Below are 25,322 nucleotides of genomic sequence, written 5' to 3'. Positions count from 1 at the left end.
ATTGCCCCGACAAAGCAGCCGAGCATGGGCTCGGCTCTACGCGGCAGATCGGCAGATTCAGGCCTCCTGCAGCCCCGGCCGGCCGTGCTCCACCGCATAGCGTTTCCAGCTCTGCAGCACGCCATTCGGCTGCATCACGGAGTCCAGCGTCTTCATGTCGCCGATCCACGCATCGCGGGTGACATCACACAGCACGTAGCCACGCTTGTCGGTGGTCGCCCTCAGATAGGGGCTGTGCGCTAATTGGTTCCTGGCATACGCATCCACACCCTGACCATCGGCGCCAGAGGTGATCGACGTGGCGAGGAACTCGCTGGAGATCACGCCCGAGTCACGGTGGTCCTGCACCAGATCGCTGGCATAGTGGCGATGCGCGTCGCCGCAGGCGGTCACCACGTTGCCGAAGCCCACCTTCTGGATGTGCTCAAGCAGGCGCCGGCGGCTGTCCAGGTAGCCCGACCACTGGTCATCGGACGACTGCACTACCCCGTCCTTCTCGCGCATGTAATTGCCCAGCGCCACCTGGTGGGCGATGGTATGCCAGCGCGGTGCAGCATCGGACAGGCCGTCGAACAGCCAGCGTTCCTGCTTCGCCCCCACAATGCTGCGCTCCGGCGATTCCACCTCCTCGCGCAGCGTCATGTTCACCTGCTTGCTGCGGTACTGGCGGGTGTCGAGCAGGTGCAGGTCCATCAGCGTGCCGTAGCGTGCGCGCCGGTACATCTGCATGTGGCCGTCGCGCGGGAACGCCGAACGGCGCAGCGGCATGTTCTCGTAGTAGGCCTGGAACGCCTGCGCGCGCCGCAGCAGGAACACTTCGCTGGGCGTATCGTCCTGGTCTTCGGCGCCGGCCCAGTTGTTGTCCACTTCATGGTCGTCAAAGGTGACAAACCAGGGAGCCGATGCATGAGCGGCCTGCAGGTCGGCATCGCTCTTGTACTGGGCGTAGCGGCGGCGGTAATCATCCAGCGTATAGATCTGCGGGCCGACGTGGTTGCGCAGGTTGGTGAACGGCTGGCCGTTCATCTTCCGCAGGCCCGGCTGGCTTTCGCCTTCGTAGATGTAATCGCCGTAGTGGAAGACGAAGTCGAGCGGTTCCTCGGCGATGCGCCGCCACGCGGTGTAGTGGCCTTCTTCGTAGTGCTGGCAACCTGCCACCGCAAAGCGCACGCGATCCACCGCTGCCGTGGCTGCCGGCAGCGTGCGGGTGCAACCGACCGCACTGGCATGGCCACCCACGGTGAAGCGGTACCAGTAGGGCCTTCCGGGCGCCAACCCGTCCAGCTCCACATGCACGGAGTGACCGAGTTCGGGATGCGCCATCGCCGAACCCTGGCGCACTACCTTGCGCATGCCTTCGTCCGCTGCCAGCTGCCAATCGACCAGCATCGGCCGGGCCGGCATGCCACTGCCGAACACCAGCGGCTCGGTCGCCAGGCGCGTCCACAGCACCATGCCATCGGCCGAGGGATCCCCGAGGCCACGCCCAGGGTGAAAGGTGTGCTGGCAAAGCGCGGCTTGGCCAGCAGGTTGCGCGGGTTCAGCGCGGTGGCATCGGCCCGCGCGGCCAGCGCATGTGCCGTGCCCATCCAGGCACCGGCAGCGGACAGGCCGGCCAGCGCCAGGAATCGCCTGCGATTGATCGTATCCACGGCTGTGCCCTCAGTTGTAGATGATGTGGAAGTAGAAGAAGCGGCCGTAGTCGTCGATCTCGGTTCGGAAACGCCCGTTCGGACCGGTGCTGTAGGTTGGCTGGGTGTTGAACAGGTTCTTGGCCTCGTACTTCAGCGTCACGTGCTTGCCGACCTTGTGGCTGAAAGCCATGTTGAACGTCAGGTATGGGTCGTAGTACGAATCCAGCCATTCGGTGTCACCGAAGTCGACCAGCATCCGGCTGCGGTAGGTTCCGGACAGGCGCAGCTGGGCGCTCCTCCATGGCATGCGCCAGATCACCGAACCATTGAGCGACCAGTCCGGCTGGTACAGCAGGCGATCCAGGCGACGCTCGGTGCCGTCGCTGATGCGGTAGTTGGTCTGGCCTTCCAGCCGGGTTGCATTGAAGTACATGTCGAAGCGCTGGCGGCCCCACTGCAGATTGCGATTGGCCACCGCGAACTCGACGCCACGCAGCTTCGACTCGTCGGTGTTCATCGGCTGGGTGACCCGGTAGCGGGTGTCCCCCACGTTCTCGAACGTGGTCAGGGTGTAGATATCGTCCTTGATCACCTTGTCGAACAGCGCCACCGAGACCAGGCCGTTGTTGCCGTTGAAATACAGGTCCCACGCCAGGTCGATGTTGGTGGAACGGCGCGGCTGCAGGTTGGCGTTGCCCTGCTTGATGCTGCAGAAGCCCCTGCCCTCCTCGTCATCGCCACAGCTGGTGCTGGTGGCCTGGGCGATGTTGCTCGGCGTCGGCCGGCCCAGCGTGCGACTGGCGGAAAAGCGCAGGCGCTGCTCCTCGCTCAGCTTGAACGTCGCATTCAAAGACGGCAGCAGGTTGTTGTAGCCACCGCTCGTGTTGCGGAAGGCGGAGGTGTAAGTGGTGCCACCATCATCGCTGAACGGGCTGTAGGCATCGAAGCGGGTGTGGTCGTAACGCAGGCCGCCGATCAGCAGCAGCCGGTCCCAGGCATAGTGAGCGGACACATAGGCATTGGTGATGTCCTCCACGTACTTGTAGTCGCTGGTGAAGTTGGCATTCGGATACGCCGCATTGTTGTTGCCCAGTTTCGGCAGCAGTTCCTCGTTCCACTCGCGGTTGTCGATCAGAGGGAAGCCCGGCACGCTGCCCAGCAGCGTCGACCCCGGATACAGGTAGTCGTTGAGCGTGGCGCTGCTCCTGAAGTAGTCGAAGTCGATGTCCTGCCAGATCTTCAGGTGGCGGTACTCGGCACCGGTGGCCAGGCCGAAGCCACGCGCATCGGCGTCGATGTTGTAGCTGAAGTCCGCGCGCAGGTTGTCGATGCTCTCCTTGGCATCGCGCGGAGAGACATAGGCCTGCGCCGGATTGAGCTTGAACGCGGAGCTGGTCAGCAGGCTGGAATCGGAAACCGCCACCGCATTGGGGAAACCGTGGCTGTCGTTTTCGTAGTCGACGAACAGATTGCTCGGGTAGGCGCGCACTCCCCAGTAGACCTGGCTGTTATGGAAGGTCTCTTCGGTGTGGCCACCGCGCAGGGTCAGGCGCGAACGGTCGCCGATGTCCCAGTTGAAGCTGGCGATGGCGCCACGGTTGCTGCGGTCCCAGCGGTCGTGGCGGTTCTTGATGTAGATGCTGTTGATCTGCGTGGTGCCGCTGTCCTCGGTCTGGTTGCGGATCGGAAACTTGGCGTTTCCATACAGATCCGTCTTGTTCATCGTCGAGTTCTCGTAGAACCGGTACGAGTACAGCAGCAGCGATGCGTAGAACGGATCATCCGAGGGCTTCCACTCAAGCTTGGCGGAGCCACCGAAGTTGGTGATGAAGTTGGTATAGGTGCCGGTGCTGAAGTTGCCAGGCGCACGCAGGCCGTTCCAGCCCTTGGCCTCGTCCGGACCCGTGGTGCCGTCGGTGAGGTATTTTCCAGCGTCGTTGTAGTAGTAGTTCGACTCCACCCAGCGCTTGACGCTGTTGCGTGAACGCTGCTCATAGCGTGCCACCGCAACGATGCCGAACTCCTGGTCGGCGCCGAACTGGTTGGAGAACACCATCTTGGCGCTCTTGCCGAAATGGCCCAGGGTCTCGTGGTTGCCGCCAGCGCTGCGCTCGACGTTGGTCTCGGCTGTGGAATAGATGCCTGCCACGTCGGCAAACACGTACCTGCCCGACCGGTCGAAGGCACTGCGGCTGATGATGTCGATCACACCGCCGATCGCATCCGGTGCCTGCTCCGCGCTGAAGCTCTTGTAGATGTCGGTACGGGTGCCGATGTCGCTGGGAATCAGCTGCAGGTTGTTCATGCGCTCGCCCGAGCCACTGCCCCCACGCTGGCAATCGCGATGCCATCGATGGTGGTGTAGTTGAGGTTGGCCTGCACGCCGCGCACGGTCACGTAACGTGGCTCGCCGGCATCCTCCACCGCACTCAGCCCTGGAGCGGCCATCAGGCTCTCGGCCAGGGTCTCGTCGCCGTAGCTGTCCATCTCGTCATACACCACCGAATCCTTGATCACCGGCGACGACTTCTTCTGGTCGATGACCTCATGTGCGGCAATCACCTTCACCGTGTCCAGGGTCGGCGCCACCATTGCCTCGGCCTCGCGCGGCTTCGGCGCGGCCGGCTTCGGTTGGTTGCGAGCTGGCGCCGGATCGATGGCGATGACATTGCCATCCACCACGGTGTACCCCAGGCCGGTACCGGCCAGCAGCGCGTCCAGCGCCTGCCTGACGGTGGCACCGCGCGGCACCGCACCGGCCATGCGGGCATCACCGCCGGCCGAGTACAGGAACTGCACCCGGAACCGCGCGACAGCTGCTCCAGCGCACGCGCCAACGGCTGCGCCGCGATCGGCGTGGATACACGCGCCTCCAGGCCATCGGCACCGGCGGCGAAGGCCAGCGGCACGCTGCAGGGAGACAGGGCGAGGATGATCGACAGGTAGAGCGTGTTGCGCATCACGGGTCCTTGGAAGAGAGAAGGCAGCAGGTGCCACTGCGCGGATCGGCAGCGGCTTCTCCCAAGTAAGAGCCGGCATCCACCGAAGTGGAGAACGCGGATTCGATGAATTTTTTCTGACAGTCCACGACCGCACGGGCCTCAGCGGCTGCCAACCCGCACGGTGTCCCCTTCGCGCCTCACCACGAAGCGCGGGTCGCGTTCGAGGAAGGCCTGCAGCGCACCGATGCGATGCGCATCGAGGCTGCCGGACAACCGTGCCGATGCCGCACCTTCGTCCAGCACGCGTACCTGCACCTGGTTGTGCCGGTTGAAGGAAGCGGCCACCTCGTCCAGCCGCTCGTCGAGGAAGGACACTTTGCGCTGCTGCCAGTCCAGCAGCATCGACAATGGCAGGTCCAATGACTCGACCGCATGGCTGCGCGCGTCGACCTGCACCACCCGGCCTTCGCGCAGTTGCGCAAGACGCCGGGGGTCCACACCCTGGCTCCATACCTCCACCTCGCCGGAGACCACGCCGACGCGCGTGCTCTGCAGCCGTCGCGATACATCGAACACCGTGCCGATGTCGCGGATCTCCAGGCCGTTCACCGCCACCTCGAACGGACGGCGGTCGCGGGCGATGTCGAACGTTGCCTCACCCTGCAGCAGCTCCACCTTGCGGCTGAACCAGCCCATGCGTACCCGCAGGCGGCTGTCCGCGTTGAGCCGCACCTGGGTCTGGTCGGGCAGCATCAGGTCGCGAAGTTCACCCTGTCCGGCACTGTAAAGCTGCTCGGTGGGCATCACCTGCGGAACCAGGCCCACGCCGAGCAGGGTGATACAGGCTGCGGCCGCCGCCACCCACCAGCGCGCACGACCGCGACGCGGCACAGCGCGCGGCGGCGCGTGCACGCTACCGAACAGCGGCACCACCTTGGCGGCGACCTGCCGCGGTGGAACCGCCGCGTCGTCAGGCAACGGCGATTGCAGCGCCTCGCCCACCTGCCGGTGCAACGCAAGGGCGTGCATGTAGGCGCGCACGTGCTCCGGCGAGCGCTTCATCCAGTCCAGGAACGCGAGGCGCCCGGCCTCATCCAGCGCCCCCTCGCGATTGCGCAGGAACCAGTCCATGGCCTCGCAGGCGATCGTGTCGTCGGCCACGGGCGATGAGGTCCGGTTCATGTGAGCTCCCTGGCGCCCAGCGCCTTCCTGCAGGCCTCCAGCCCCTTGCCGATGTGCTTGCGCACCATGTGCACCGACACCTGCAGCTGCTGGCTGATTCGCGGGCAGTCCAGCCCGTCGCGGTAGTGCAGTTCCATCACCCGCCGCGTGGTCGCCGGCAGTCGTGCGATGGTGCTGCGGATATCATTCCAGCGCTGCGCACGCTCGAATTCACCTTCGATGTCTTCTTCGCTTTTCAGCACTTCGGCCAGCAGGTCGACGTCTTCCAGCGGCGGCAGCGACGACCGCGCGCGCGCATGCTCGCGCGCCAGGTTGGCCGCCACGGTGAACAGGTAGGCTTCCGGGTTCTCGACCGCATCGGCATCCTCGCCGGTGCTGCGCAGCAGGCGCAGGTAGACCTCCTGCGCCAGGTCTTCGGCATCCTCGCTGGCCGAACCGCGACGCAGGAAGAAGCCACGCAGCAGCCGGCGCCGCAGCGCGTAGCTCTTCTCCCAGATCCTCACGCTGTTCACGGCCGGCCAACCACCCCGAGGCTGGAAAGCCCCGCAGGGTGACCGCCATCGATGACAGTGACGTTTCAACGACCGGCAGGCAGCCGCTAGAATGCCGCCCCTGCAATGTCCCGGCAGCCGGCACAAGGAGTGCCCAGCAATGAACGCACGCACCGCCATCCACACCTTCAGCAGCCTGCTGTTCCTGCTGCTGGTCGCCCACACCACCGCCTACCAGCAGCAGATGTGGCCGCCCAGCCGGGTCATCCATGTGCATCCGGTGATCGTCGCCCTCGCCTATGCACTGGGCGTGCTCACGCTGCTGCTGTGGATCGGCGGCGGTCGCGTACCAGAACCGGCCCAGCGTCTGGCGCGCTGGCTGCCCATCGTCGCCTGGTGCCTGCTGTGCGTCGGCGTGGCGGTCATCCCGATGTTCCTGCCTGGACTGTACCCGGCCTGATCAGCGGCGGTACGCAGTGCATCCGCGCATGATGCGGCGCCCGGCACCAACCCTTGCTTGCCTGAGACCCAAGCCGGGCCCGCCTATCGAAGCCGCGGGGCCAGGCCTACGCTTGTCTTCTCGGTGGCCGCCACGGTCGCCCTTCGCGTCACGGCATTGCCGTTGCGACCCCGCTCCAGTGCTGTGCGCCCTGATGGTGTTGTCGCTCAGGCAGACGTCCAAACGGCGCCCTCTGGAGACAGTCATGAACCAAGCCCTGATCCCCTTCGATACCGACCCGCTGGAAACGCGGGAGTGGTGTGAATCGCTGGAGGCGGTGATGCAGGCCGGTGGCCGGCCACGCGCGCACTACCTGATCGACCAGCTGAGCGATCTGGACGCGCAACAGCACGGCGACCTGCATACCCGCGCATGGACGGCCTACGTCAATACCATCCCGCCCGAACGCCAGCCGCCCTATCCCGGTGACCTGGCCATCGAGCGCCGCCTGAACGCGATGATCCGCTGGAACGCGATGGTGATGGTGCTGCGTGCAGGCAAGCACTCCAACGTAGGTGGCCACATCGCCACCTACCAGTCGGCAGCAGTGCTGTACGACGTGGGCTTCGATCATTTCTTCCGTGGCCGCACCGACACCTTCGACGGCGACATGATCTACATCCAGGGCCATTCCGCGCCCGGCATCTATGGTCGCGCCTACGTGGAAGGCCGCATCGATGCGGCGCAGATGGACAACTTCCGCCGCGAAGCCGGTCGCGAGGGCCTGTCCTCGTATCCACATCCACGCCTGATGCCGGAGTTCTGGTAGTTTCCCACTGTGTCGATGGGCCTGGGCCCGCTCACTGCCGCCTATCAGGCGCGCTACATGCGTTACCTCGAGTACCGCGGTCTGAAGCAGCACCAGGGACGGAAGGTCTGGGCCTTCCTCGGCGACGGCGAGATGGACCAGCCCGAATCGCTGGCGGCAATTTCCCTGGCCGGCCGCGAGCGGCTGGACAACATCGTGTTCGTGGTCAACTGCAACCTGCAGCGCCTGGACGGGCCGGTGCGCGGCAACGCCAAGGTTATCCAGGAACTGGAAGGCGCCTTCCGCGTGGCCGGCTGGAACGTGATCAAGCTGATCTGGGGCGGTGGCTGGGACGACCTGCTGGCCCGCGACCACAGCGGCCTGCTGCGCCAGCGCATGATGGAATGCGTGGACGGCGACTACCAGACCTTCAAGTCGCAGAGCGGCGCCTACGTGCGCGAGCATTTCTTCGGCCGCTACCCCGAGCTGCTGGAGCTGGTCGCGCACATGAGCGACGACGACATCTGGGCGCTGGCACGTGGTGGCCACGATCCGCAGAAGGTGTACGCCGCCTACCAGCAGGCCGTGAAAACCAGCGGCCGGCCGACGGTGATCCTGGCCAAGACGGTCAAGGGTTTCGGCATGGGCGAAGCCGGTGAAGGCCAGAACATCAACCATCAGCTGAAAAAGATGAGCGCCGACGCGGTGCGCGCCTTCCGCGACCGCTTCAACCTGCCGGTCAGCGACGCCCAGCTGGAGGACATGCCCTACCTGCGTCCGGAACCGGGCAGCGCCGAAGCCATCTACTTCGCCGAGCGCCGCCGCATCCAGGGCGGCCAACTGCCGGCGCGGCTGGCGAAGGTCGATCCGCGGCCGATACCGCCGCTGTCGATCTTCAACGCCCAGCTGCAGGGCAGCGGCGATCGCGGCCAGTCCACCACCATGGGTTTCGTGCGCATCCTCACCCGCTTGCTGAAGGACCCGGAGCTGGGCAAGCTGGTGATTCCGATCGTGCCCGATGAATCGCGCACCTTCGGCATGGAAGGCCTGTTCCGCCAGATCGGCATCCATTCGTACCTGGGTCAGTTGTACACGCCGCAGGATGCGGGCCAGCTGAGCTACTACAAGGAAGCCAAGGACGGCCAGATCCTCCAGGAAGGCATCAACGAATCCGGTGCGATCTGCTCGTGGATCGCCGCCGGCACCGCCTACAGCAACCACGGCCTGGCCACGATTCCGTTCTACATCTTCTACTCGATGTTCGGCCTGCAGCGCGTCGGCGACCTCGCCTGGGCTGCAGCCGATGCGCGTACCTGCGGCTTCCTGCTCGGTGCCACGTCGGGCCGTACCACGCTGATGGGCGAAGGCCTGCAACACGATGATGGCCACAGCCACGTGCTCTCGTCGGTGATCCCGAGCTGCGTGTCCTACGACCCGACCTACAACTACGAGCTGGCGGTGATCATCCACGACGGCCTGCGCCGCATGTATGTCGAGCAGGAAGACATCTACTACTACATCACCGTACTCAACGAGAACTACCCGCAGCCGGCACTGCCCGAGGGCGCCGAGGCCGGCATCCTGAAGGGCCTGTACCTGCTGCATCCAGCAGCCGCCGGCAACGCTCGGCAGCCACGCGTGCAGCTGATGGGCAGCGGCGCGATCCTGCGCGAAGTGGAAGCCGCGGCAGACCTGCTGCAGCAGGACTTCGGCATCGCCAGCGATGTGTGGAGCGCGACCAGCCTGACCGAACTGCGCCGCGACGGGCTGGCCGCCGAGCGCTGGAACCTGCTGCATCCGGCCGAGGCCCCGCGCGTGCCCTACGTGCAGCAATGCCTGCAGGGTCATGAAGGCCCGGTAGTGGTGGCCACCGACTACATGAAGATCGTCGGTGACCAGATCCGTCCCTTCATCAACGATCGCCGCTTCATCGCACTCGGCACCGATGGCTTCGGCCGCTCCGACACGCGTGAATCACTGCGCACGTTCTTTGAAGTGGATCGCCACTTCATCGTGCTGGCGGCCCTGAAGTCGCTGGCCGACGAAGGTCGCATCGAACGCTCGCGGATGCAGGAGGCGATCGACAAGTACGGCATCGACGCCGGCAAGCACGATCCGGCCCCGGTGTAAGGCGGCGGTGTTCACCACGCCCGTTGTGCGGGCGTGGTGAACGCAGGATCGCTACGGCATGCGTTTGAACAGGTTGGTCTGCAGGATCGGCGTCCCGTCGTGAGCGTAGAACGCCTTGGTCTCGGTCATCGTCGCCTGGTCATCGGCCACGGTGTAGATACGGGTGGAGGCCGGCGTACCGTGGTCCACAAGCTGCATCACCAGGGTGTTCGGCGCCGGCAGCTTCAGGTTGGCCTTGTCCGCGCCATAGGTGCCGGACAAAGGGCCCGGCGTACCGTCCAGCGCCAGCGTGCCGTCGGACTTCATGGTATTGCCATCATGCAGGACGATATCCACGTGCGAGCTCCAGCGGCCATCACCGGCATCCTTGAACTCCAGCACCACCCGCTTCGGACGCTGCGCCTCGGGTAGTGCCGAGGTCGCGGTGTCCAGCGACCAGCGCCCCAGCAGCGGCGACGGGGACGCTTCCACCGCCAGCGCCAACCCGGCCGGCAGCGAACACGCACACAACAACACAGCGGACAACAGCTTCATACGTTGCTCCGTTCCAGTGAAGAAGGTGCTGCGTGACGCGTTGTGGGGCGCAGCGCTTCGGATCGTGCACAGCATCGGGGCCCCGCACAAGGCAGGGCGCTGAACGCGCGGCAACCTCGTTCGCGCCTCCCGCGATTCAGGTCTGGCGGCAAGGCCTCATCACGTCCTTGTCGATACAGATCGGTACGTTATAACATTTCACGCCTATTTCACGAGTCCTGCTATGCGTCGCCACCTGCTTGCTGCCGCCATCCTGCTCGCTGTCCACACCGCCCACGCTGCGGACGCGCCTACCCTTCCCACCCTCCAGGTCCAGGCCTCCCCGCCCTCGCGCGTCGACAGCCGGGTCACCGTCGACAATCCACAGGCGCAGAACCGTACCCTCGGAAGCCTGCTCGAACATGTCTCCGGCGTGCAGAGCAGCGCCTTCGGGCCGAACGCGGGCGCCCCGGTCATCCGCAGCCTCAGCGGCAACCGCGTGCAGATCCTGCAGGATGGCCAGTCCATTCTCGGCATGAACGCGATCAGCGGCGACATCAACATTCCGTTCGATCCACTGTTCGTGCGCAGCGTCATCGTCAACAAGTCCTCCGATACCGTGCGCTATGGCGGCAATGCGATCGGCGGCAGCGTGGAGATCGATTCGGGCCTCATCCCGCGCAGCCTGGAAGACACGGAGCAGTCGATGGAGCTGGTCCTGCGCAAGGGCTTCAATGCCGCCGACGCGCAGGGCTTCCGCATGAACTTCAACAACCAGCGCAACCTCTCGACCAACCTGCAGGTCTCGCGCCAGCGCATCTCGCACTACGACATCCCGGGCAACAGCAAGGCCGACGTCTGCAACACCCGCCTGTTCCCGCCGACCGGCGGCGTCAACTCGGCGCTGGCCGACAGCTGCCAGAAAGAGGCGCGCGTCCAGCAGATCTACAACAACGCCTCGCAGCCCTACATCGACCAGTTCATGAGCGAGAATCCGGACTGGGCCGATGGTGACTTCTCGTTCTACACCAACCATCCGACCTCGGTCTGGCAGCACCGCACCTACATCAATCCGGCCAACCCGGCCTACGTGCCCGGCACGCCGTCGTACGTGCAGAAGCAGATCAACAACGATGTCACGCCCGACTACCATCACCGGCTGGGCAACAGCTACGCACGCAACTCGCAGGTGGCCTTCGGCTCGACGCTGTTCTTCGACCGTGGCTACGTGGGTGTCAGCATCGATGCCAAGGACAGCGAATACGGCGTGCCGGGATTCTCGATGCAGAACCTGTCGTTCGGTTCGAACTATGCTGATGGCCTGCCGGTGGGCGTGGTGATCAAGCAGGAACGCTACGCGCTGGACGCCCTGCTGCGCGATCCGCTGCCGTGGTTCGAGCGCGCGGAGCTGCGAGTTTCCAGGCTGGACAACACGTCGGGCGAGCGCCTCGGTGCATCCAAGGCCAATGACTACGACTTCGAAAGCTCCCAGGCCGAGCTGCTTCTGAGCCATCAGCGCGTCGGTCCGCTCAGCGGCCTGCTCGGCTTCAGCCACCAGTCGCGCCAGGTCACCGGCAGCGGTTCACTGCGCTACCTGCCCGACGTCGACACCCGCAGCAACGCGGTGTTCCTGAAAGAGGCACTGGACGTCGGCTGGGCCACCTTCGATGCAGGTGTGCGCCACGAGCGCGTCGACCACGAGCTGCAGCCCAGCCGCTTCAGGACCGCACGCAACGCCGCCAATACCAAGCTGCAGGACCGTTCCTACCGGCTCAACAGCTACAGCGTGGGCTCCCGTGTCGAGCTCGGTCCTCTGTTCGCCGCCAAGGTGCGCTACGCATCCTCGCAGCGCGCACCGGAGATCAACGAGCTGTATGCCAGCAACGCACACTATTCGGTGATGACCCAGGAAGAAGGCAACCAGAACCTCAAGCCGGAGCGCGCGAAGAACCTGGAGCTGACCGGCCTGTTCCACATCGGCGGCTTCGAACTGTCGGCCACTGCTTACCGGATGAAGTACGAGAACTATCTCTACCTCGGCCATTCCGGCCTGCAGACCGCCAACCGTCTGCCGCTCAAGTACTGGAAGCAGACCGACACCACGGTGAAGGGTTTCGAGATCGACGCATCGCAGGCAATTGACCTGGGCCGCTATGGCACGTTGAACATCTCTGCCTTCGCCGATCTGGTGAAGAACAAGGCCGACCACCCCGATCCGCTGCGCGCCCACAACGATGGCGAGTACCTGCCGAACATGCCGACCAACCGCTACGGCGCCAACCTGCAATGGCAGCGCGAAGGCTGGAAGGCGCAGCTGTCGAGCACCTACTACGACACGCAGGAGTACCTCGGCCGCAACGTCAGCGAGGAGATCCCGCTGGATGCGTTCAACCTGGTTGACCTGCAGGTCAGCCGCGAACTGCCGGTGCGCAGCAGCTACATCGCCGGCATGGAAGTGTTCGTCAACGGCAGCAACCTGCTCAATGAGGAAGCGCGTCCACACAACTCGCCACTGAAATACATCGCGCCACTGCCGGGGCGGGGCTTCCAGGTGGGTGTGACGCTAAAGCTCTGAGGAGAGCCTGATTCGGCCACCATCCAGCGCTCAATGATCACTGGATGGCACGCCGGGACCCTGCATCCGTGCAAAGAAAAACGCCTGCAGATCGATGATCTGCAGGCGCTTCTTTGTATCTGGCGGAGTGAGAGGGATTCGAACCCTCGATAGAGCTTTTGACCCTATACTCCCTTAGCAGGGGAGCCCCTTCGGCCACTCGGGCATCACTCCGGGGTTTTCTCCGCGTCTGGTGCGTTGCACCTCAGCGGGGCGTGAATCATAACGTTAATCGAGTGCGAAGGTAAAGCGTTATTCGGCAGAATTTTCGCTACCGGTGCCACCGGCTTCATCACCACGCTGGATGCGCTGATAGATCTCTTCGCGATGCACAGCGACGTCCTTCGGCGCGGTGATGCCGATACGCACCTGGTTACCCTTGACGCCAAGCACGGTGACGCTCACCGAGTCTCCGATCATCAGGGTTTCGCCGACGCGGCGAGTCAGGATCAACATTTTTGTAAGTCTCCATGGAACCGTGTGGAAGGGTATCCCCCACCGGCTTGACGCTCCGTCAAGAAGCGCTACCACGACAAAGGGAAAAGATTCGCAATGGTACCGTCAGCCGTCCCGCTCCTACAAGGAGGGGGACGGCCAGGTTCATCACAGGCGGGGGCTGACCCATTCGACGACTGCAGCCAGCGCAGTGGCAAGGGCGGGCCCGTCCTCGCCACCACCCTGGGCGAGGTCCGGGCGTCCGCCGCCCTTGCCCCCGATCTGACCGGCGATATGGGACAACAGTTCCCCGGCCTTGACCTTGCCCATTGCGCTGCCGTTCACGCCTGCGACCAGGGCGGCCTTGCCGTCCTGGGCGCCGGCCAGCACGATCACCGCGTCGCCCAGCTGCTGCTTGAGGCGGTCCATGGCGTCACGCAAGGCCTTGGCGTCGAAGCCCTCCAGGCGGGCGGCCAGCACCTTCACGCCAGCAACCTCGACGGCCTGGCCGGACAGGTCGGCCGTGGCACCCGCAGCAACCTTGGCCTTCACGCCTTCCAGTTCGCGCTCCAGCTGCTTCTGGCGCTGGCCGAGGGCACGGATCTTCTCGACCACGTCGGCAGCGCTGCCACCGAGCAGCTCAGCGGCCTCGGCCAGGCGGGCCTCTTCGGCGTCCACGTAGTCCAGCGCGCCCTGGCCGGTGACGGCCTCGATGCGGCGCACGCCCGCGGAGACGCCACCCTCGGAGGTGATCTTGAACAGGCCGATGTCGCCGGTACGGTTGACGTGGGTGCCACCGCACAGCTCGGTGGAGTAGTCACCCATCTTCAGCACGCGCACCTGCTCACCGTACTTCTCACCGAACAGGGCCATCGCGCCGAAGTCCAGCGCTTCCTGCATGGCCATGGTGTGCACTTCGGCGGCGTTGTTGGCACGCACCTGCTGGTTGACCTTGCGCTCGATCACCGCCAGCTCTTCCGCGCTGATCGGCTGGAAGTGCGAGAAGTCGAAACGCAGGCGGTCCGGCGCGACCAGCGAGCCCTTCTGCTGCACGTGGGTGCCCAGCACTTCGCGCAGCGCGGCGTGCAGCAGGTGGGTGGCCGAGTGGTTGAGGATGGTGGCACCACGGCGCTCGCCATCGACCTGGCCGGACAGCACATCGCCGACCTTCAGGCCGCCTTCGGACAGGGTGCCGACATGGCCATGGAACTGGCCGGCGAACTTCTGGGTGTCTTCCACCACCAGGCGCACGCCGTTGCCGGTCAGCACGCCGGTGTCGCCGACCTGGCCGCCGGACTCGGCGTAGAACGGGGTCTGGTTGGTGATGACGATGACTGCGTCACCCGCATCGGCCGACTGCACCGGACGACCGTCCTTGAGCAGGGCCAGCACGCTCAGGCCGTCAGCCTGCAGGCGGTCGTAGCCCAGGAATAGGGTCGGGCTCAGGGTCGCCACCAGCTCGGCCGGCAGGGTCACGCCCCCCCGAACTTGCCGGCGGCGCGCGCGGTCTCGCGCTGCTGCTCCATCGCGGCATCGAAGCCGGCAATGTCGACGGTCAGGTCGCGCTCGCGGGCGATGTCCTGGGTCAGGTCGAGCGGGAAGCCATAGGTGTCATACAGGCGGAAGGCGTCAACACCCGGGATCACGCCATTGCTGGCCTTGCCGGCCACGTCCTCGAAGATCTTCATGCCGGCATCGAGGGTTTCGGCGAAACGCTCTTCCTCGGCCTGCAGCGCACGGGTGACAGTGTCCACCGCAGCCGGCAGTTCCGGATAGGCCTCGCCCATCTGCTCGACCAGCGTCGGCACGAGCTTGCTGAAGAACGGCTGGCGCACGCCCAGCATCCAGCCGTGGCGCAGGGCGCGGCGGATGATACGGCGCAGCACGTAACCCCGGCCTTCGTTGGACGGCAGCACGCCGTCGACGATCAGGAACGAGCAGGCGCGGATGTGGTCGGCAATCACGCGCAGCGACTTGTTCTCCAGGTCGGCGGTGCCGGTCAGCTCGGAGGCCTTGCGGATCAGCGCCTGGAACAGGTCGATCTCATAGTTGGTGTGCACGTGCTGCAGGATCGCCGCCAGGCGCTCCAGGCCCATGCCGGTATCCACGCATGGCGCCGGCAGTGGCACCAGGGTGCCGTCGGGCTGGCGGTCGAACTGCATGAACACCAGGTTCCAGATTTCGATGAAGCGGTCGCCGTCTTCATCCGGGGAACCCGGGGGGCCACCGGCGATATGGTCACCGTGGTCGTAGAAGATCTCGGTGCACGGGCCGCACGGGCCGGTGTCGGCCATCTGCCAGAAGTTGTCCGAGGCAAACGGTGCGCCCTTGTTGTCGCCGATGCGCACGATGCGCTCTTCCGGTACGCCGACCATGTCGCGCCACAGCTCGTAGGCTTCGTCATCGGTCTGGTAGACGGTGACCAACAGGCGTTCAGCCGGCAGCTTCCAGACCTGGGTCAGCAGCTCCCAGGCCCAGGCGATCGCGTCCTTCTTGAAGTAGTCGCCGAACGACCAGTTGCCCAGCATTTCGAAGAAGGTGTGGTGGCGTGCGGTGTAGCCGACCTGGTCGAGATCGTTGTGCTTGCCGCCCGCGCGCAGGCAGCGCTGCACGTCGGCCGCGCGCACGTAGCTACGCTTCTCCGCGCCAAGGAACACGTCCTTGAACTGCACCATGCCGGAGTTGGTGAACAGCAGGGTCGGATCATTGCCCGGCACCAGCGGCGCCGAGGGCACGATGGTGTGGCCTTTGCCCTTGAAGAATTCAAGGAAGTCGCTGCGGATCTGGGATGTCGTGAATTTGGCGGATGCGTTCATTGGGGGCTGGCAGTCTGCGGGCCGGCGGACCCGGACCACCGGCCGTGTTGGCCAGGGTCGCGAGGGAGCGCCGAAAACCTAAAGGGTATCAGGCCCGGCGCCGCCAGTCTCAGTCATCCGGGTCGTAGCGGGTCGCACGGCGGATGCTGTCGCCGTCGAAGCCCCGTCGGGCCAGCAGATCGGCGGCCTTGCGCCGCTGCGTCAGGTCCTGCGGACCGGCCTCGCCAAAGCGCCGGCGGACCAGATCACGGGCATTTTCCTGCCAGTCGCCATCGTAACTGTCCATCGCCGCGGCAATCGCGGCCCTGTCCAGGCCATGGGTGCCCAGCTCGGCGCGGACATGGATCGGGCCATAACCCGTATTGGCGCGCATCCGCACCAGGTTCTCAGCAAAACGGGTGTCGTCCTGCCAGCCCGCTTCGGTCAGCTTGGCGACAGCGGCCTGCGCGGCTTCGTCTTCGATGCCACGGGCGGTCAGCTTGCGGGTGAGTTCCTTGCGCGAGTGCTCGCGGCGGACCAGCAGGCCCAGCGCCCGTTGTACGGGAGTCTGCTCACGCTGCCGGCGCTTGCGGCCGGTAGGAATGTCTTCGGCGTCGGACATCGATGCTCCAAGGGTGGCGCCGTCCTTGGCGCCCTGCCCATCCCTGGGCGATTCGAACCTGCGGGACAGGGCGACGTCACTGACGGCGCCGCCCTGCCCCACAGCAAGCCTTACTCGTCCTCGCCTTCGTCGTCGCCTTCCTCGCGGGCCGCTTCGGCCGGCTGGAATTTCTCACGCAGCTCGGCCTCGAGCTTGGCGGCGACGGTCGGGTTGTCGCGCAGGTAGCCGCGGGCATTGTCCTTGCCCTGGCCAATGCGCTCTTCACCGTAGCTGTACCAGGCGCCGGCCTTCTCGACCAGCTTGGCATCCACGCCCATGTCGATCAGTTCGCCCTCGCGGCTGATGCCTTCGCCGTACAGGATCTCGGTGATGACCTGCTTGAACGGAGGCGCCAGCTTGTTCTTGACGACCTTGATCTTGGTCTGGTTGCCGATGATCTCATCGCCCTTCTTGATCGCACCGATACGGCGGATGTCCAGGCGGACCGAGGCGTAGAACTTCAGCGCGTTGCCGCCGGTGGTGGTTTCCGGGCTCTGGCCCGGCATCATCACGCCGATCTTCATGCGCAGCTGGTTGATGAAGATCACCAGGGTGTTCGAACGCTTGATGTTGCCGGTCAGCTTGCGCAGCGCCTGGCTCATCAGGCGGGCCTGCAGACCCGGCAGCTGGTCACCCATTTCGCCTTCGATTTCGGCCTTCGGGGTCAGCGCGGCGACCGAGTCGACCACCAGGATGTCAACCGAGCCCGAACGGACCAGCATGTCGGCGATTTCCAGCGCCTGCTCACCGGTGTCCGGCTGCGACAACAGCAGGTCGTCCACGTTCACGCCCAGCTTCGCGGCGTAGATCGGGTCAAGCGCGTGCTCGGCATCGATGAAGGCCGCGGTACCGCCCATCTTCTGGCATTCGGCGATGGCCTGCAGAGTCAGGGTGGTCTTGCCCGAGGATTCCGGCCCGTAGATCTCAACGACACGGCCCTTCGGCAGACCGCCAATGCCCAGTGCGATGTCGAGCATCAGCGAACCGGTCGGGATGGCTTCGACGGGCTCGACCACGCGGTCGCCCATGCGCATCACCGAGCCCTTGCCGAACTGCTTCTCGATCTGGCCCAGAGCAGCAGCCAAGGCGCGCTTCTTGTTCTCGTCCATCGTATTGGTCCTTGCAGAGGTCATGTCGTTGGGGGTGCTGTCTTTGGGGGTCTTCTTTGCCATGGGTTCACTTTAAGTCGGACGTATCGCACAGGCTGAGATTCTGCCCGGCGCTCTGAGAAGAATTATCGGACATCCGTACCAACCTCAGTGGAACCAGAGAATCGCCACAAAAGACCGCGGGGTAATGCACCATGGAGCGGGTCAACGATTGGGCCGAAGCAGGCCGCAATAGAGGCCTTCGATCGCAAAATCCTGGTCCGGCAGCACCTCGATCGGCTTGTAATCGGGATTGCGCGGCAGCAGGCGGATGCGGTCCTTGGCGATCTTCAGCAGCTTGACGGTGATCTCGTCATCGATGCGGGCCACCACGATCTGCCCGGAACGGGCGTCGCGGGTGCGGTGCACGCCGATCAGGTCACCGTCGAAGATGCCCTCATCGATCATCGAGTCGCCCTGCACTTTCAGCAGGTAGTCCGGCGCCGGCGAGAAGAACACCCGGTCCAGCACCACGAAATCGTCGGAGCCGATGTCGGCACCGATCGGCAGGCCGGCAGCGACCCGGCCCAGCACCGGCAAGCGCAGCACGCTGTCCGGAAGGCCCGGCTCGGCCAGCTTTTCGACCGGCGGTGCCTGCACCAGGCGGATGCCGCGAGCCTGGCCCGGGATGCGACGGATCGCACCGGCCTGCTCCAGGGCTTCCAGGTGGTACTGGGCCGCACGCACGCCCTTGAAGCCGAACGCGCGTGCGATTTCAGTCTGCGACGGCGGTGCGCCTTCGCTCTCGATACGCTCGGCGATCAACTGCAGGATCGCCTGCTGGGTGTCGGTCAGGTCCATGGTTAGTAGTATTACTACTAACGCACACAACTGCAAGTGCCGGGTACGACAAACAGGTGATGGGGATCTGTAGTGCCGAGCCATGCTCGGCAGTTGGGCCAATGGCCGGGCGGCAAAGGCAAAAGCGAGAGCAGCCGACCAGCGGTCGGCCCTACAGGAATCGCGCAGCGATTCCACGGTTCCGATGGGGAACCGCTGCGGCAAGCACACTATGTGTGCTTGCCGCTCCTCCATATGGAGAACAGGATCCACACGCCGCAGAAGCCGGCGCCGATGAAACCGCACACGCCCAGTGCCAGCAGCCAGCGACTGGAGACCCCGCCAACGCTGTGCATCACGATCGAGGACCCGATGATCAGCGCGGCGGTGACGATACCCATCACCAGCCGGTTCGCTGCCCGATTCACCTGTTCGCCAAAGCCCTGCAGCGCAGTGGTTTCCACCTTCAGCTGGAGGCGGCCGCGGCGTGCCGCCTGGACCAGCTTGCGCAGGTCGCGGGGCAGTTCCCCGGCGAAGTCGACCAGGCCCAGCAGGCTGCGTCGGCCACGCTTGAGCAGCGCCTTGGGCGCATAGCGCTGCAGCACCACCCGTTCCAGGAACGGGCGCGCGGCACTGGCCATGTCGAAATCCGGGTCCAGCTGGCGACCCATGCCTTCCAGGGTCAGGAAGGCCTTGATCATCAGCGCCAGATCGGCCGGCAGGGTCAGGCTGTAGCTGCGCAGCAGCTGGGTGATATCGCCCAGCATCAGGCCGATGCGCAGGTCCTTCAGCGGCACGCCGCGATACTGGTCGACGAACTGGCTGATGTCGTGCTGCAGGCGGTTCTCGTCCACTTCCACGCCGCCGGCCCAGTCCAGCAGCACATCGGCCACGCTCTGCGGGTCCTGCTCGACCAGCCCGTGCAGCAGCTGCGCGACCTGGAAGCGGCGCACTTCGGACAACGCGCCGACCATGCCGAAGTCAATCACGCCGATGCGGCCGTCACGCAGGTAGAAGATGTTGCCGGGGTGCGGGTCGGCGTGGAAGCAGCCGTCCTCCAGCACCATCTTGAGCACGATGCCGGCACCGCGCCGAGCCAGTTCGCGCCGGTCCAGGCCCGCCGCATCGACGCCGGCCAGGTCACGCCCGGGAATGCCGTCGACGAAGTCCTGCACATTCAGGCTTTCACAGGTCCACTGCCAGTGCACGCTGGGGATCAGGATGTCGTCACGGCCGTTGAAGTTGCGTGCGATGCGTTCGGCGTTGCGGCATTCGGCGGCGAAATCCAGCTCGCGTCGCAGCGACACGGTGAACTGCTGCACGACCTCGGCCGGACGATAGCGGCGCAGGTCCGGCAGCCGCGCCTCGACGATTTCGGCCAGGCGCGCCAGCAACCGCAGGTCGGCCTCGACCACGTCGCGGATACCCGGGCGCCGTACCTTCAGCACCACCTCGCGGCCGTCATGCAGGCGCGCGCGATGGGCCTGCGCCAGCGAGGCGGCGGCCATCGGGATTTCATCGAGGAAGGCGAACACGTCTGCAGGCGAGGCGCCCAGGTCGGCCTCCAGCTGCTCGCGGATATCGGCGTACGGCAGCGCGGGTACCGCGTTCTGCAGCTCGGACAGTTCAGCGATCCATTCCGGCGGCAGCAGGTCGACGCGCGTCGCCAGCACCTGACCGAGCTTGACGAAGGTCGGGCCGAGATCCTGCATCGCGCTGCGTACGCGCACCGGCGCGGTCATCCGCAGCAGTTCCTGGCGATCCTCGTTCCAGTGCAGCAGGCGCCCAGCGCGCTCCAGCGTGGTGGCCAGGCCGATGCGCCGCACCACGTCACCGAAACCATAGCGGATCAGGACAACCGCAATTTCCTGCAGTCGGCCCAGGTCACGGACCGTGCCCAGCGTTTCCCACATCATGCGTGCTCCGGACGATTACCGGAGCAGCATGTCACAGCTGGGCGTCGATGCCGCGCAATGCCGCCGCCACGGTTTGCCGGCGGATGGCTTCGCGGTCGCCCTCGAACTGGAACAGCTCGGCGCGGGCGTAGCCGCCGCGCCGCTTCCAGCCGATCCAGACGCTGCCGACCGGCTTGCCAGGGCTGCCACCGCCGGGACCGGCGATGCCGGTCACTGCCACCGCGATGCCGGCCCCCGAGTTGACCAGCGCACCGGAAACCATTTCCAGCACGGTTTCGCGGCTGACTGCGCCAAACTGCTCCAGCGTCTGTGCGCGCACGCCGAGCAGGCGCTGCTTGGCTTCGTAGCTGTAGACCACCATGCCGCAGTCGAAGAATGCCGACGAACCTGCGATGTCGGTCATGCACTTTGCAATCCAGCCACCACTGCAGCTTTCAGCGGTCACCAGCTGCAGCGAGGCCTGCTCGAGGCGCTGCCCAAGCGCGGCGGACTGGATATTGAGTTCAGCGTCGGTGGGGATGGACATCGGCATGACGGTGGGGTGAAGAACCTGCACGTTGTACCGCAGATGACAGGCAGATGTCGCGCCCATCCGGGACGGTTGCGCTGCCGGCCGGCGGCCGGCACTCGCCGGCCCTGCCAGGTGCCACCTCACCACTCCGGCAGTTTCTCCGGCAGCAGCGCCCGGATCGGTGCGCCGTCGGCACTGGCGGCCAGCTTCTCGGCTTCGGCAATCGGCAAGTCGACATGCAGCAGCCAGCCTTCCTCATCAGCCTGCTCGCTGCGGATCACTTCCAGCTGGTGCAGGCGCGCGCGCAGGCGGCCGGCATCCGGCGGCAGGCGCAGTTCGCCGGTGACATGCTGCAGGCCCAGGCGCTTGCCCAGCACCGCCTGCAGCAGCTCCAGCCCCCGCCCGTCACGCGCGGAAATCCACACCCGCTCACGACGCGACTCATCCGGGATACCGTCCTGGCCATCGTGGCGCACGTCGGCACCGTCGATGCGGTCGATCTTGTTGAACACCAGCAATTGCGGCAGGTCGCCGGCACCGACTGCGGTCAGCACCTCGTCGACCTGGGCGATGCGCTCCTCGCGGTGCGGATCGGCAGCGTCGACCACATGCAGCAGGAAGTCGGCCTCGCGCGCCTCGGACAGGGTCGAGCGGAACGCCGCGACCAGATCATGCGGCAGATCGCGGACGAAACCGACGGTATCGGCCAGCACCACGTTGCCCCCCGGCACCGCGATGCGGCGCACGGTCGGATCCAGCGTTGCGAACAGTTGGTCGGCGGCATAGGCCTCAGCGCCGGTCATGGCGTTGAACAGGGTCGACTTGCCGGCGTTGGTGTAGCCCACCAGGGCCACGCGCGGCAGCTCGCTGCGCACACGCGCACGGCGCATCTGGGTGCGCTGCACTTCGACCTTTTCCAGGCGCTTCTGCAGCTGCTCCACCCGCTTCTGCAGCAGACGGCGGTCAGTTTCCAGCTGGGTTTCACCCGGTCCGCGCAGGCCGATCGAACCGCCGCGCTGGCGCTCCAGATGGGTCCAGCCGCGCACCAGCCGCGTAGCCAGGTGGCGCAGCTGTGCCAGTTCGACCTGCAGCTTGCCTTCGTGGCTGTGCGCACGCTGGGCGAAGATGTCCAGGATCAGGCCGGTGCGGTCGATCACCCGGCGCTCGAGGAAACGTTCCAGGTTGCGTTCCTGGCCCGGGCTCAATGCATGATTGACCAGGATCAGGTCGGCCCCGCTGGCGTCGGCCGCAGCCTTGATCTCGTCCAGCTTGCCGCTGCCGATCAGGGTCGACGGATTCGGACGGTCCAGGCGCGCAGTGATCGTCGCGGCGATGCTGGCCCCGGCCGAGCGGGCCAGATCACCGAATTCTTCGAGCACATCGTCTTCCAGCTTGCCGAAATGGGGCTGGATCAACAGGGCGTGTTCACCCTTTTTCGAGCGGTCAAACATTCACCGCTCCGGTGTTACTCGTCTGCTTCATCACCTGCCTGACCGCCTTCACCCGACTGCACGTAACCACCGCCCGGACCGACCTTCACGTTGCGTGCCGGAACGACGGTGGAAATGGCGTGCTTGTAGACCATCTGACTGACCGTGTTGCGCAGCAGGACCACGAACTGGTCGAACGACTCGATCGTGCCCTGCAGCTTGATGCCGTTCACCAGGTACACCGAAACCGGCACGCGTTCGCGCCGCAGTGCGTTCAAGAAAGGATCCTGCAGCGATTGCCCCTTGGACATTGCACACTCCTGATTATTGTTCTTATTGGGTTGCCGACGGTTGCCGCGGCCCCCCGAGCCGCCCGCCGACCGATGATGTTACACGGCTGGCGGGGATTCAGCGTGCGACGAAGGTCGACACCGCGCTGGCCAGGCGCTCCCCATCAACATGGGGGTCGAACCAGCGCGCATCAAGCTCGCCGCGCAGCCAGGTCAGCTGGCGCTTGGCCAGTTGCCGGGTGGCGAAGATCGCCTTGTCACGGAAACGGGCGGCATCACCCTCCCCGTCCAGGTACTCCCAGGCCTGCCGATAGCCGACCGCGCGCACTGCCGGCAGGTCCAACGGCGCCTCCACGGCTGCCATTTCCGGCATCGCGCGCAATGCCCGCACCTCGTCGAGGAACCCCTGCCCCAGCATGGCGTCGAAGCGCGCCTCGATGCGCTGGTGCAGAACCGCACGGTCGCGTGGAGCGAGGATCAGCTTGAGGGTGCGCACCGGCAATGGCGCTACGCCCGGCCGGCGCTGCCATTCAGTAATGGGGATACCGGTCAGGCGATAGACCTCCAGCGCCCGCTGGATGCGTTGCGGATCGGTCGCATGGATGCGTGCGGCGGCGGCCGGGTCGACCTTGGCCAGCTCGGCGTGCAGTGCCGCCCAGCCACGCTCGGCCGCCTCGGCGCTGAGCGCTTCGCGCATTGCCGGGTCGGCCTCCGGCATCGGCGACAGGCCCTGCAGCAGCGCCCGGAAGTACAGGCCAGTGCCACCGGCCAGGATCGGCGTCCTGCCACGCGCCACGATGTCGGCCACGACCCGTCCGGCATCGGCGGCGAACTCGGCCGCCGAGTAGGTCTGCCAGGGGTCACGCAGGTCCAGCAGATGGTGCGGCGCCTGCGCGCGCTCCGTCGCATCGGGCTTGGCCGAACCGATGTCCAGGTGGCGGTACACCAGTGCCGAGTCGACGCTGACGATTTCACCATCCAGCTGCCGTGCCAGGGCGATCGCAGTGGCGGTCTTGCCACTGGCGGTCGGCCCCATCACGGCGATCGCCAGTGGCCGCCGATCGATACCCATCAGTCTTCGTCCGGCCAGCGGATCGTCGGCGCAGCGTCGGCGCGCGGCGTCGGTACGGCTTGCACCGCCTGCCAGATCTTCAGCGCATCAACTGTGGCCGCCACGTCATGCACGCGTACGATGCGCGCGCCACGCTGGACCGCGATCAGGTGCGCGGCCACCGAGGCCGCTACCCGCTCGGACGGCGTATCGCGACCTGTCAGTTCACCGAGACTGCGCTTGCGCGACAGGCCGGCCAGCATCGGCACGCCCAGTTCCAGAAAGCGCTCCGAACGCGCCAGCAGGGTCATGTTGTGGCCGGTGGTCTTGCCGAAGCCGAAACCGAGGTCGATCAGCAGGTTCTTCCTCGCGATGCCTGCCATCTCGGCAGCGAACAGGCGCTGCACCAGGAAGCCGTGCACCTCGCCGACCACATCGTCGTAGTGCGGATCGGCCTGCATGTGGCCCGGTTCGCCCTGCATGTGCATCAGCACCACCGGCACGCCGGTTTCCGCAGCGGCCTCGAGCGCACCCTCCTGGCGCAGGCCGAAGATGTCGTTGATCATGCCGGCGCCAGCGGCCACGGCCGCGCGCATCACTTCCGGCTTGAAGGTGTCGATGCTGATCGGCACGTGGGTCCGGGCCGCCAGCTGCTCGATCACCGGAATCACCCGGCCCAGCTCCTCCTCGACCGATACCGGCGTAGCGCCCGGGCGGGTCGATTCGCCGCCGATATCGAGAAGGTCCGCGCCCTCCTCGACCAGCTTCAGGCCATGAGCGACTGCGGCCTCGGTGGTGTCGTGCGCGCCGCCATCGGAAAACGAGTCCGGGGTGACGTTGACGATGCCCATGACCTGGGCACGGTCGAGGCGCAGGATGCGGCCGGCGCAATCGAGCTGGGGCGAAGTATCGAACATCGGTAATCCTGCTGGAACAACGGCGGGTAGTTTAGTTCGGCAGGGCGGCGCCCTGCACCCGCAGAGGCAACGGCCAAAGCCAATGCGGCTCTGGATTGCTGATGGTCTGGCGGGACGGTGTGGGGCTGCAGGACCGTTGGCGCCATGGATGGCGCCATCGAGCCCCCATGGGTGAGGGCGCTTTGCCTGCGAAGCACTGCTTCGCAAGCGCCCGAACGCACAGCCGCCGGCGGCTGGGCCGGACCGCGGAGCGGGGTTTACGGCGTGTCCTGCCAACCCACACCGCCCCGCCACCCCAAGGAATGCCCGCTTCTGCTGTTGCTGTTGCTGTTGCTGCTGAGGTTGCCGGCCAGCGGCCGGCACTACCACGGGTGCAGGGCGCAGCCCTGCCGACACCCTCAACGGCGGCGACGCTTGCGGTCCACGTACAGGGTCCTGGCGATGCTCAGCACGATGCCGACCGCGATACCCACCACGCAGCCCAACAGCAGATTGTCGGCTCCGAGGCCCACACCCACGCCGACCACGGTGGCGATGACCATTTCGACGGTGTGGGAAATCGGTTCGGGCTTCGGGGCAGACATGCGGGCTCCAGCGTCAGTTCGGTTCTTCGGAATGGGCCGGTAGCCCGGAAA

At 65.8% G+C, this 25,322-nt stretch carries 16 protein-coding genes, 1 tRNA gene and 4 pseudogenes; 3 read left to right on the top strand and 18 right to left on the bottom strand.

Going from position 1 to position 25,322, the window contains the following annotated elements; translation table 11 throughout:
* Positions 1-57: 57 nt before the first annotated feature.
* The 4 genes and pseudogenes from DL544_RS07930 to DL544_RS07915 all read right to left on the bottom strand — a co-directional run bounded on the left by DL544_RS07930 (position 58) and on the right by DL544_RS07915 (position 6,270).
* Positions 58-1,652 (bottom strand): annotated as a pseudogene (locus DL544_RS07930) (alkaline phosphatase D family protein).
* Between the two features lie 10 nt (positions 1,653-1,662).
* A pseudogene (locus DL544_RS07925) lies at positions 1,663-4,594 on the bottom strand (TonB-dependent receptor).
* A gap of 141 nt (positions 4,595-4,735) precedes the next feature.
* A complete protein-coding gene (locus DL544_RS07920; protein ID WP_139726958.1) occupies positions 4,736-5,758 on the bottom strand; it encodes a FecR family protein in 1,023 nt (340 codons plus the stop codon).
* Complete coding sequence (locus DL544_RS07915) at positions 5,755-6,270, bottom strand: RNA polymerase sigma factor (protein WP_005412945.1); 516 nt, start codon at positions 6,268-6,270, stop codon at positions 5,755-5,757. Before DL544_RS07915 ends, DL544_RS07920 begins: the two co-directional genes overlap by 4 nt.
* Before the next feature lie 139 nt (positions 6,271-6,409).
* On the opposite strand from DL544_RS07915, the gene DL544_RS07910 reads away from it, so the two are divergent.
* Both DL544_RS07910 and aceE read left to right on the top strand, forming a co-directional pair.
* Entirely contained in the window at positions 6,410-6,709 is a 300-nt protein-coding gene (locus DL544_RS07910; protein WP_065179451.1) for a hypothetical protein, read from the top strand.
* 244 nt (positions 6,710-6,953) lie between these two features.
* Positions 6,954-9,626: pseudogene (gene aceE, locus DL544_RS07905) on the top strand (pyruvate dehydrogenase (acetyl-transferring), homodimeric type).
* A 51-nt stretch (positions 9,627-9,677) separates the two neighbouring features.
* Here the strand turns inward: aceE and DL544_RS07900 are convergent.
* Positions 9,678-10,160, bottom strand: coding sequence for a LuxR family transcriptional regulator (locus DL544_RS07900; RefSeq protein WP_139726957.1), 483 nt, complete (start codon positions 10,158-10,160; stop codon positions 9,678-9,680).
* 223 nt (positions 10,161-10,383) lie between these two features.
* Between DL544_RS07900 and DL544_RS07895 the strand changes: the two genes are divergently transcribed.
* Positions 10,384-12,714, top strand: a complete 2,331-nt coding sequence (locus DL544_RS07895; protein WP_065195808.1) for a TonB-dependent receptor — start codon at positions 10,384-10,386, stop codon at positions 12,712-12,714.
* A gap of 120 nt (positions 12,715-12,834) precedes the next feature.
* On the opposite strand, the gene DL544_RS07890 is transcribed toward DL544_RS07895, so the two are convergent.
* The 13 genes and pseudogenes from DL544_RS07890 to DL544_RS07830 all read right to left on the bottom strand — a co-directional run bounded on the left by DL544_RS07890 (position 12,835) and on the right by DL544_RS07830 (position 25,271).
* Positions 12,835-12,927, bottom strand: a tRNA-Ser gene (locus DL544_RS07890).
* 78 nt (positions 12,928-13,005) lie between these two features.
* On the bottom strand, positions 13,006-13,209 hold the full coding sequence (gene csrA, locus DL544_RS07885; protein WP_004152909.1) for a carbon storage regulator CsrA: 204 nt from the start codon (positions 13,207-13,209) through the stop codon (positions 13,006-13,008).
* Between the two features lie 147 nt (positions 13,210-13,356).
* Positions 13,357-16,004, bottom strand: a pseudogene (gene alaS / locus DL544_RS07880) (alanine--tRNA ligase).
* 109 nt (positions 16,005-16,113) lie between these two features.
* Positions 16,114-16,605 (bottom strand): recombination regulator RecX, encoded by a 492-nt coding sequence (recX, locus tag DL544_RS07875; protein WP_139726956.1) that lies wholly within the window; start codon positions 16,603-16,605, stop codon positions 16,114-16,116.
* 110 nt (positions 16,606-16,715) lie between these two features.
* Entirely contained in the window at positions 16,716-17,753 is a 1,038-nt protein-coding gene (recA, locus tag DL544_RS07870) for a recombinase RecA (protein ID WP_139728088.1), read from the bottom strand.
* A gap of 204 nt (positions 17,754-17,957) precedes the next feature.
* Positions 17,958-18,593, bottom strand: a complete 636-nt coding sequence (lexA, locus tag DL544_RS07865) for a transcriptional repressor LexA (protein WP_005416045.1) — start codon at positions 18,591-18,593, stop codon at positions 17,958-17,960.
* A gap of 209 nt (positions 18,594-18,802) precedes the next feature.
* On the bottom strand, positions 18,803-20,485 hold the full coding sequence (gene ubiB, locus DL544_RS07860) for a 2-polyprenylphenol 6-hydroxylase (protein WP_053499129.1): 1,683 nt from the start codon (positions 20,483-20,485) through the stop codon (positions 18,803-18,805).
* Positions 20,486-20,519: 34 nt separating this feature from the next.
* Positions 20,520-21,014 (bottom strand): CinA family protein, encoded by a 495-nt coding sequence (locus DL544_RS07855; RefSeq protein ID WP_005416043.1) that lies wholly within the window; start codon positions 21,012-21,014, stop codon positions 20,520-20,522.
* A gap of 125 nt (positions 21,015-21,139) precedes the next feature.
* Complete coding sequence (hflX, locus tag DL544_RS07850; protein WP_005416042.1) at positions 21,140-22,450, bottom strand: ribosome rescue GTPase HflX; 1,311 nt, start codon at positions 22,448-22,450, stop codon at positions 21,140-21,142.
* A 14-nt stretch (positions 22,451-22,464) separates the two neighbouring features.
* Positions 22,465-22,740 carry an RNA chaperone Hfq gene (gene hfq, locus DL544_RS07845; RefSeq protein WP_004152891.1) on the bottom strand — a complete coding sequence of 92 codons (276 nt, stop codon included), beginning with the start codon at positions 22,738-22,740 and terminating at the stop codon, positions 22,465-22,467.
* Positions 22,741-22,837: 97 nt separating this feature from the next.
* The gene (gene miaA / locus DL544_RS07840) at positions 22,838-23,791 is read right to left on the bottom strand and encodes a tRNA (adenosine(37)-N6)-dimethylallyltransferase MiaA (protein WP_053499102.1); all 954 of its coding nucleotides are present in this window, start codon (positions 23,789-23,791) and stop codon (positions 22,838-22,840) included.
* Positions 23,791-24,687 carry a dihydropteroate synthase gene (gene folP / locus DL544_RS07835; protein WP_065195806.1) on the bottom strand — a complete coding sequence of 299 codons (897 nt, stop codon included), beginning with the start codon at positions 24,685-24,687 and terminating at the stop codon, positions 23,791-23,793. The genes miaA and folP overlap by 1 nt, the downstream gene beginning before the upstream one ends.
* A 398-nt stretch (positions 24,688-25,085) precedes the next feature.
* Positions 25,086-25,271 (bottom strand): hypothetical protein, encoded by a 186-nt coding sequence (locus tag DL544_RS07830; protein ID WP_065179301.1) that lies wholly within the window; start codon positions 25,269-25,271, stop codon positions 25,086-25,088.
* Between the last annotated feature and the right edge of the window lie 51 nt (positions 25,272-25,322).

This window comes from Stenotrophomonas sp. pho (assembly GCF_006228405.1).
GTDB lineage: Bacteria > Pseudomonadota > Gammaproteobacteria > Xanthomonadales > Xanthomonadaceae > Stenotrophomonas > Stenotrophomonas sepilia.
This window is presented reverse-complemented; position numbering and strand designations above follow the sequence as displayed.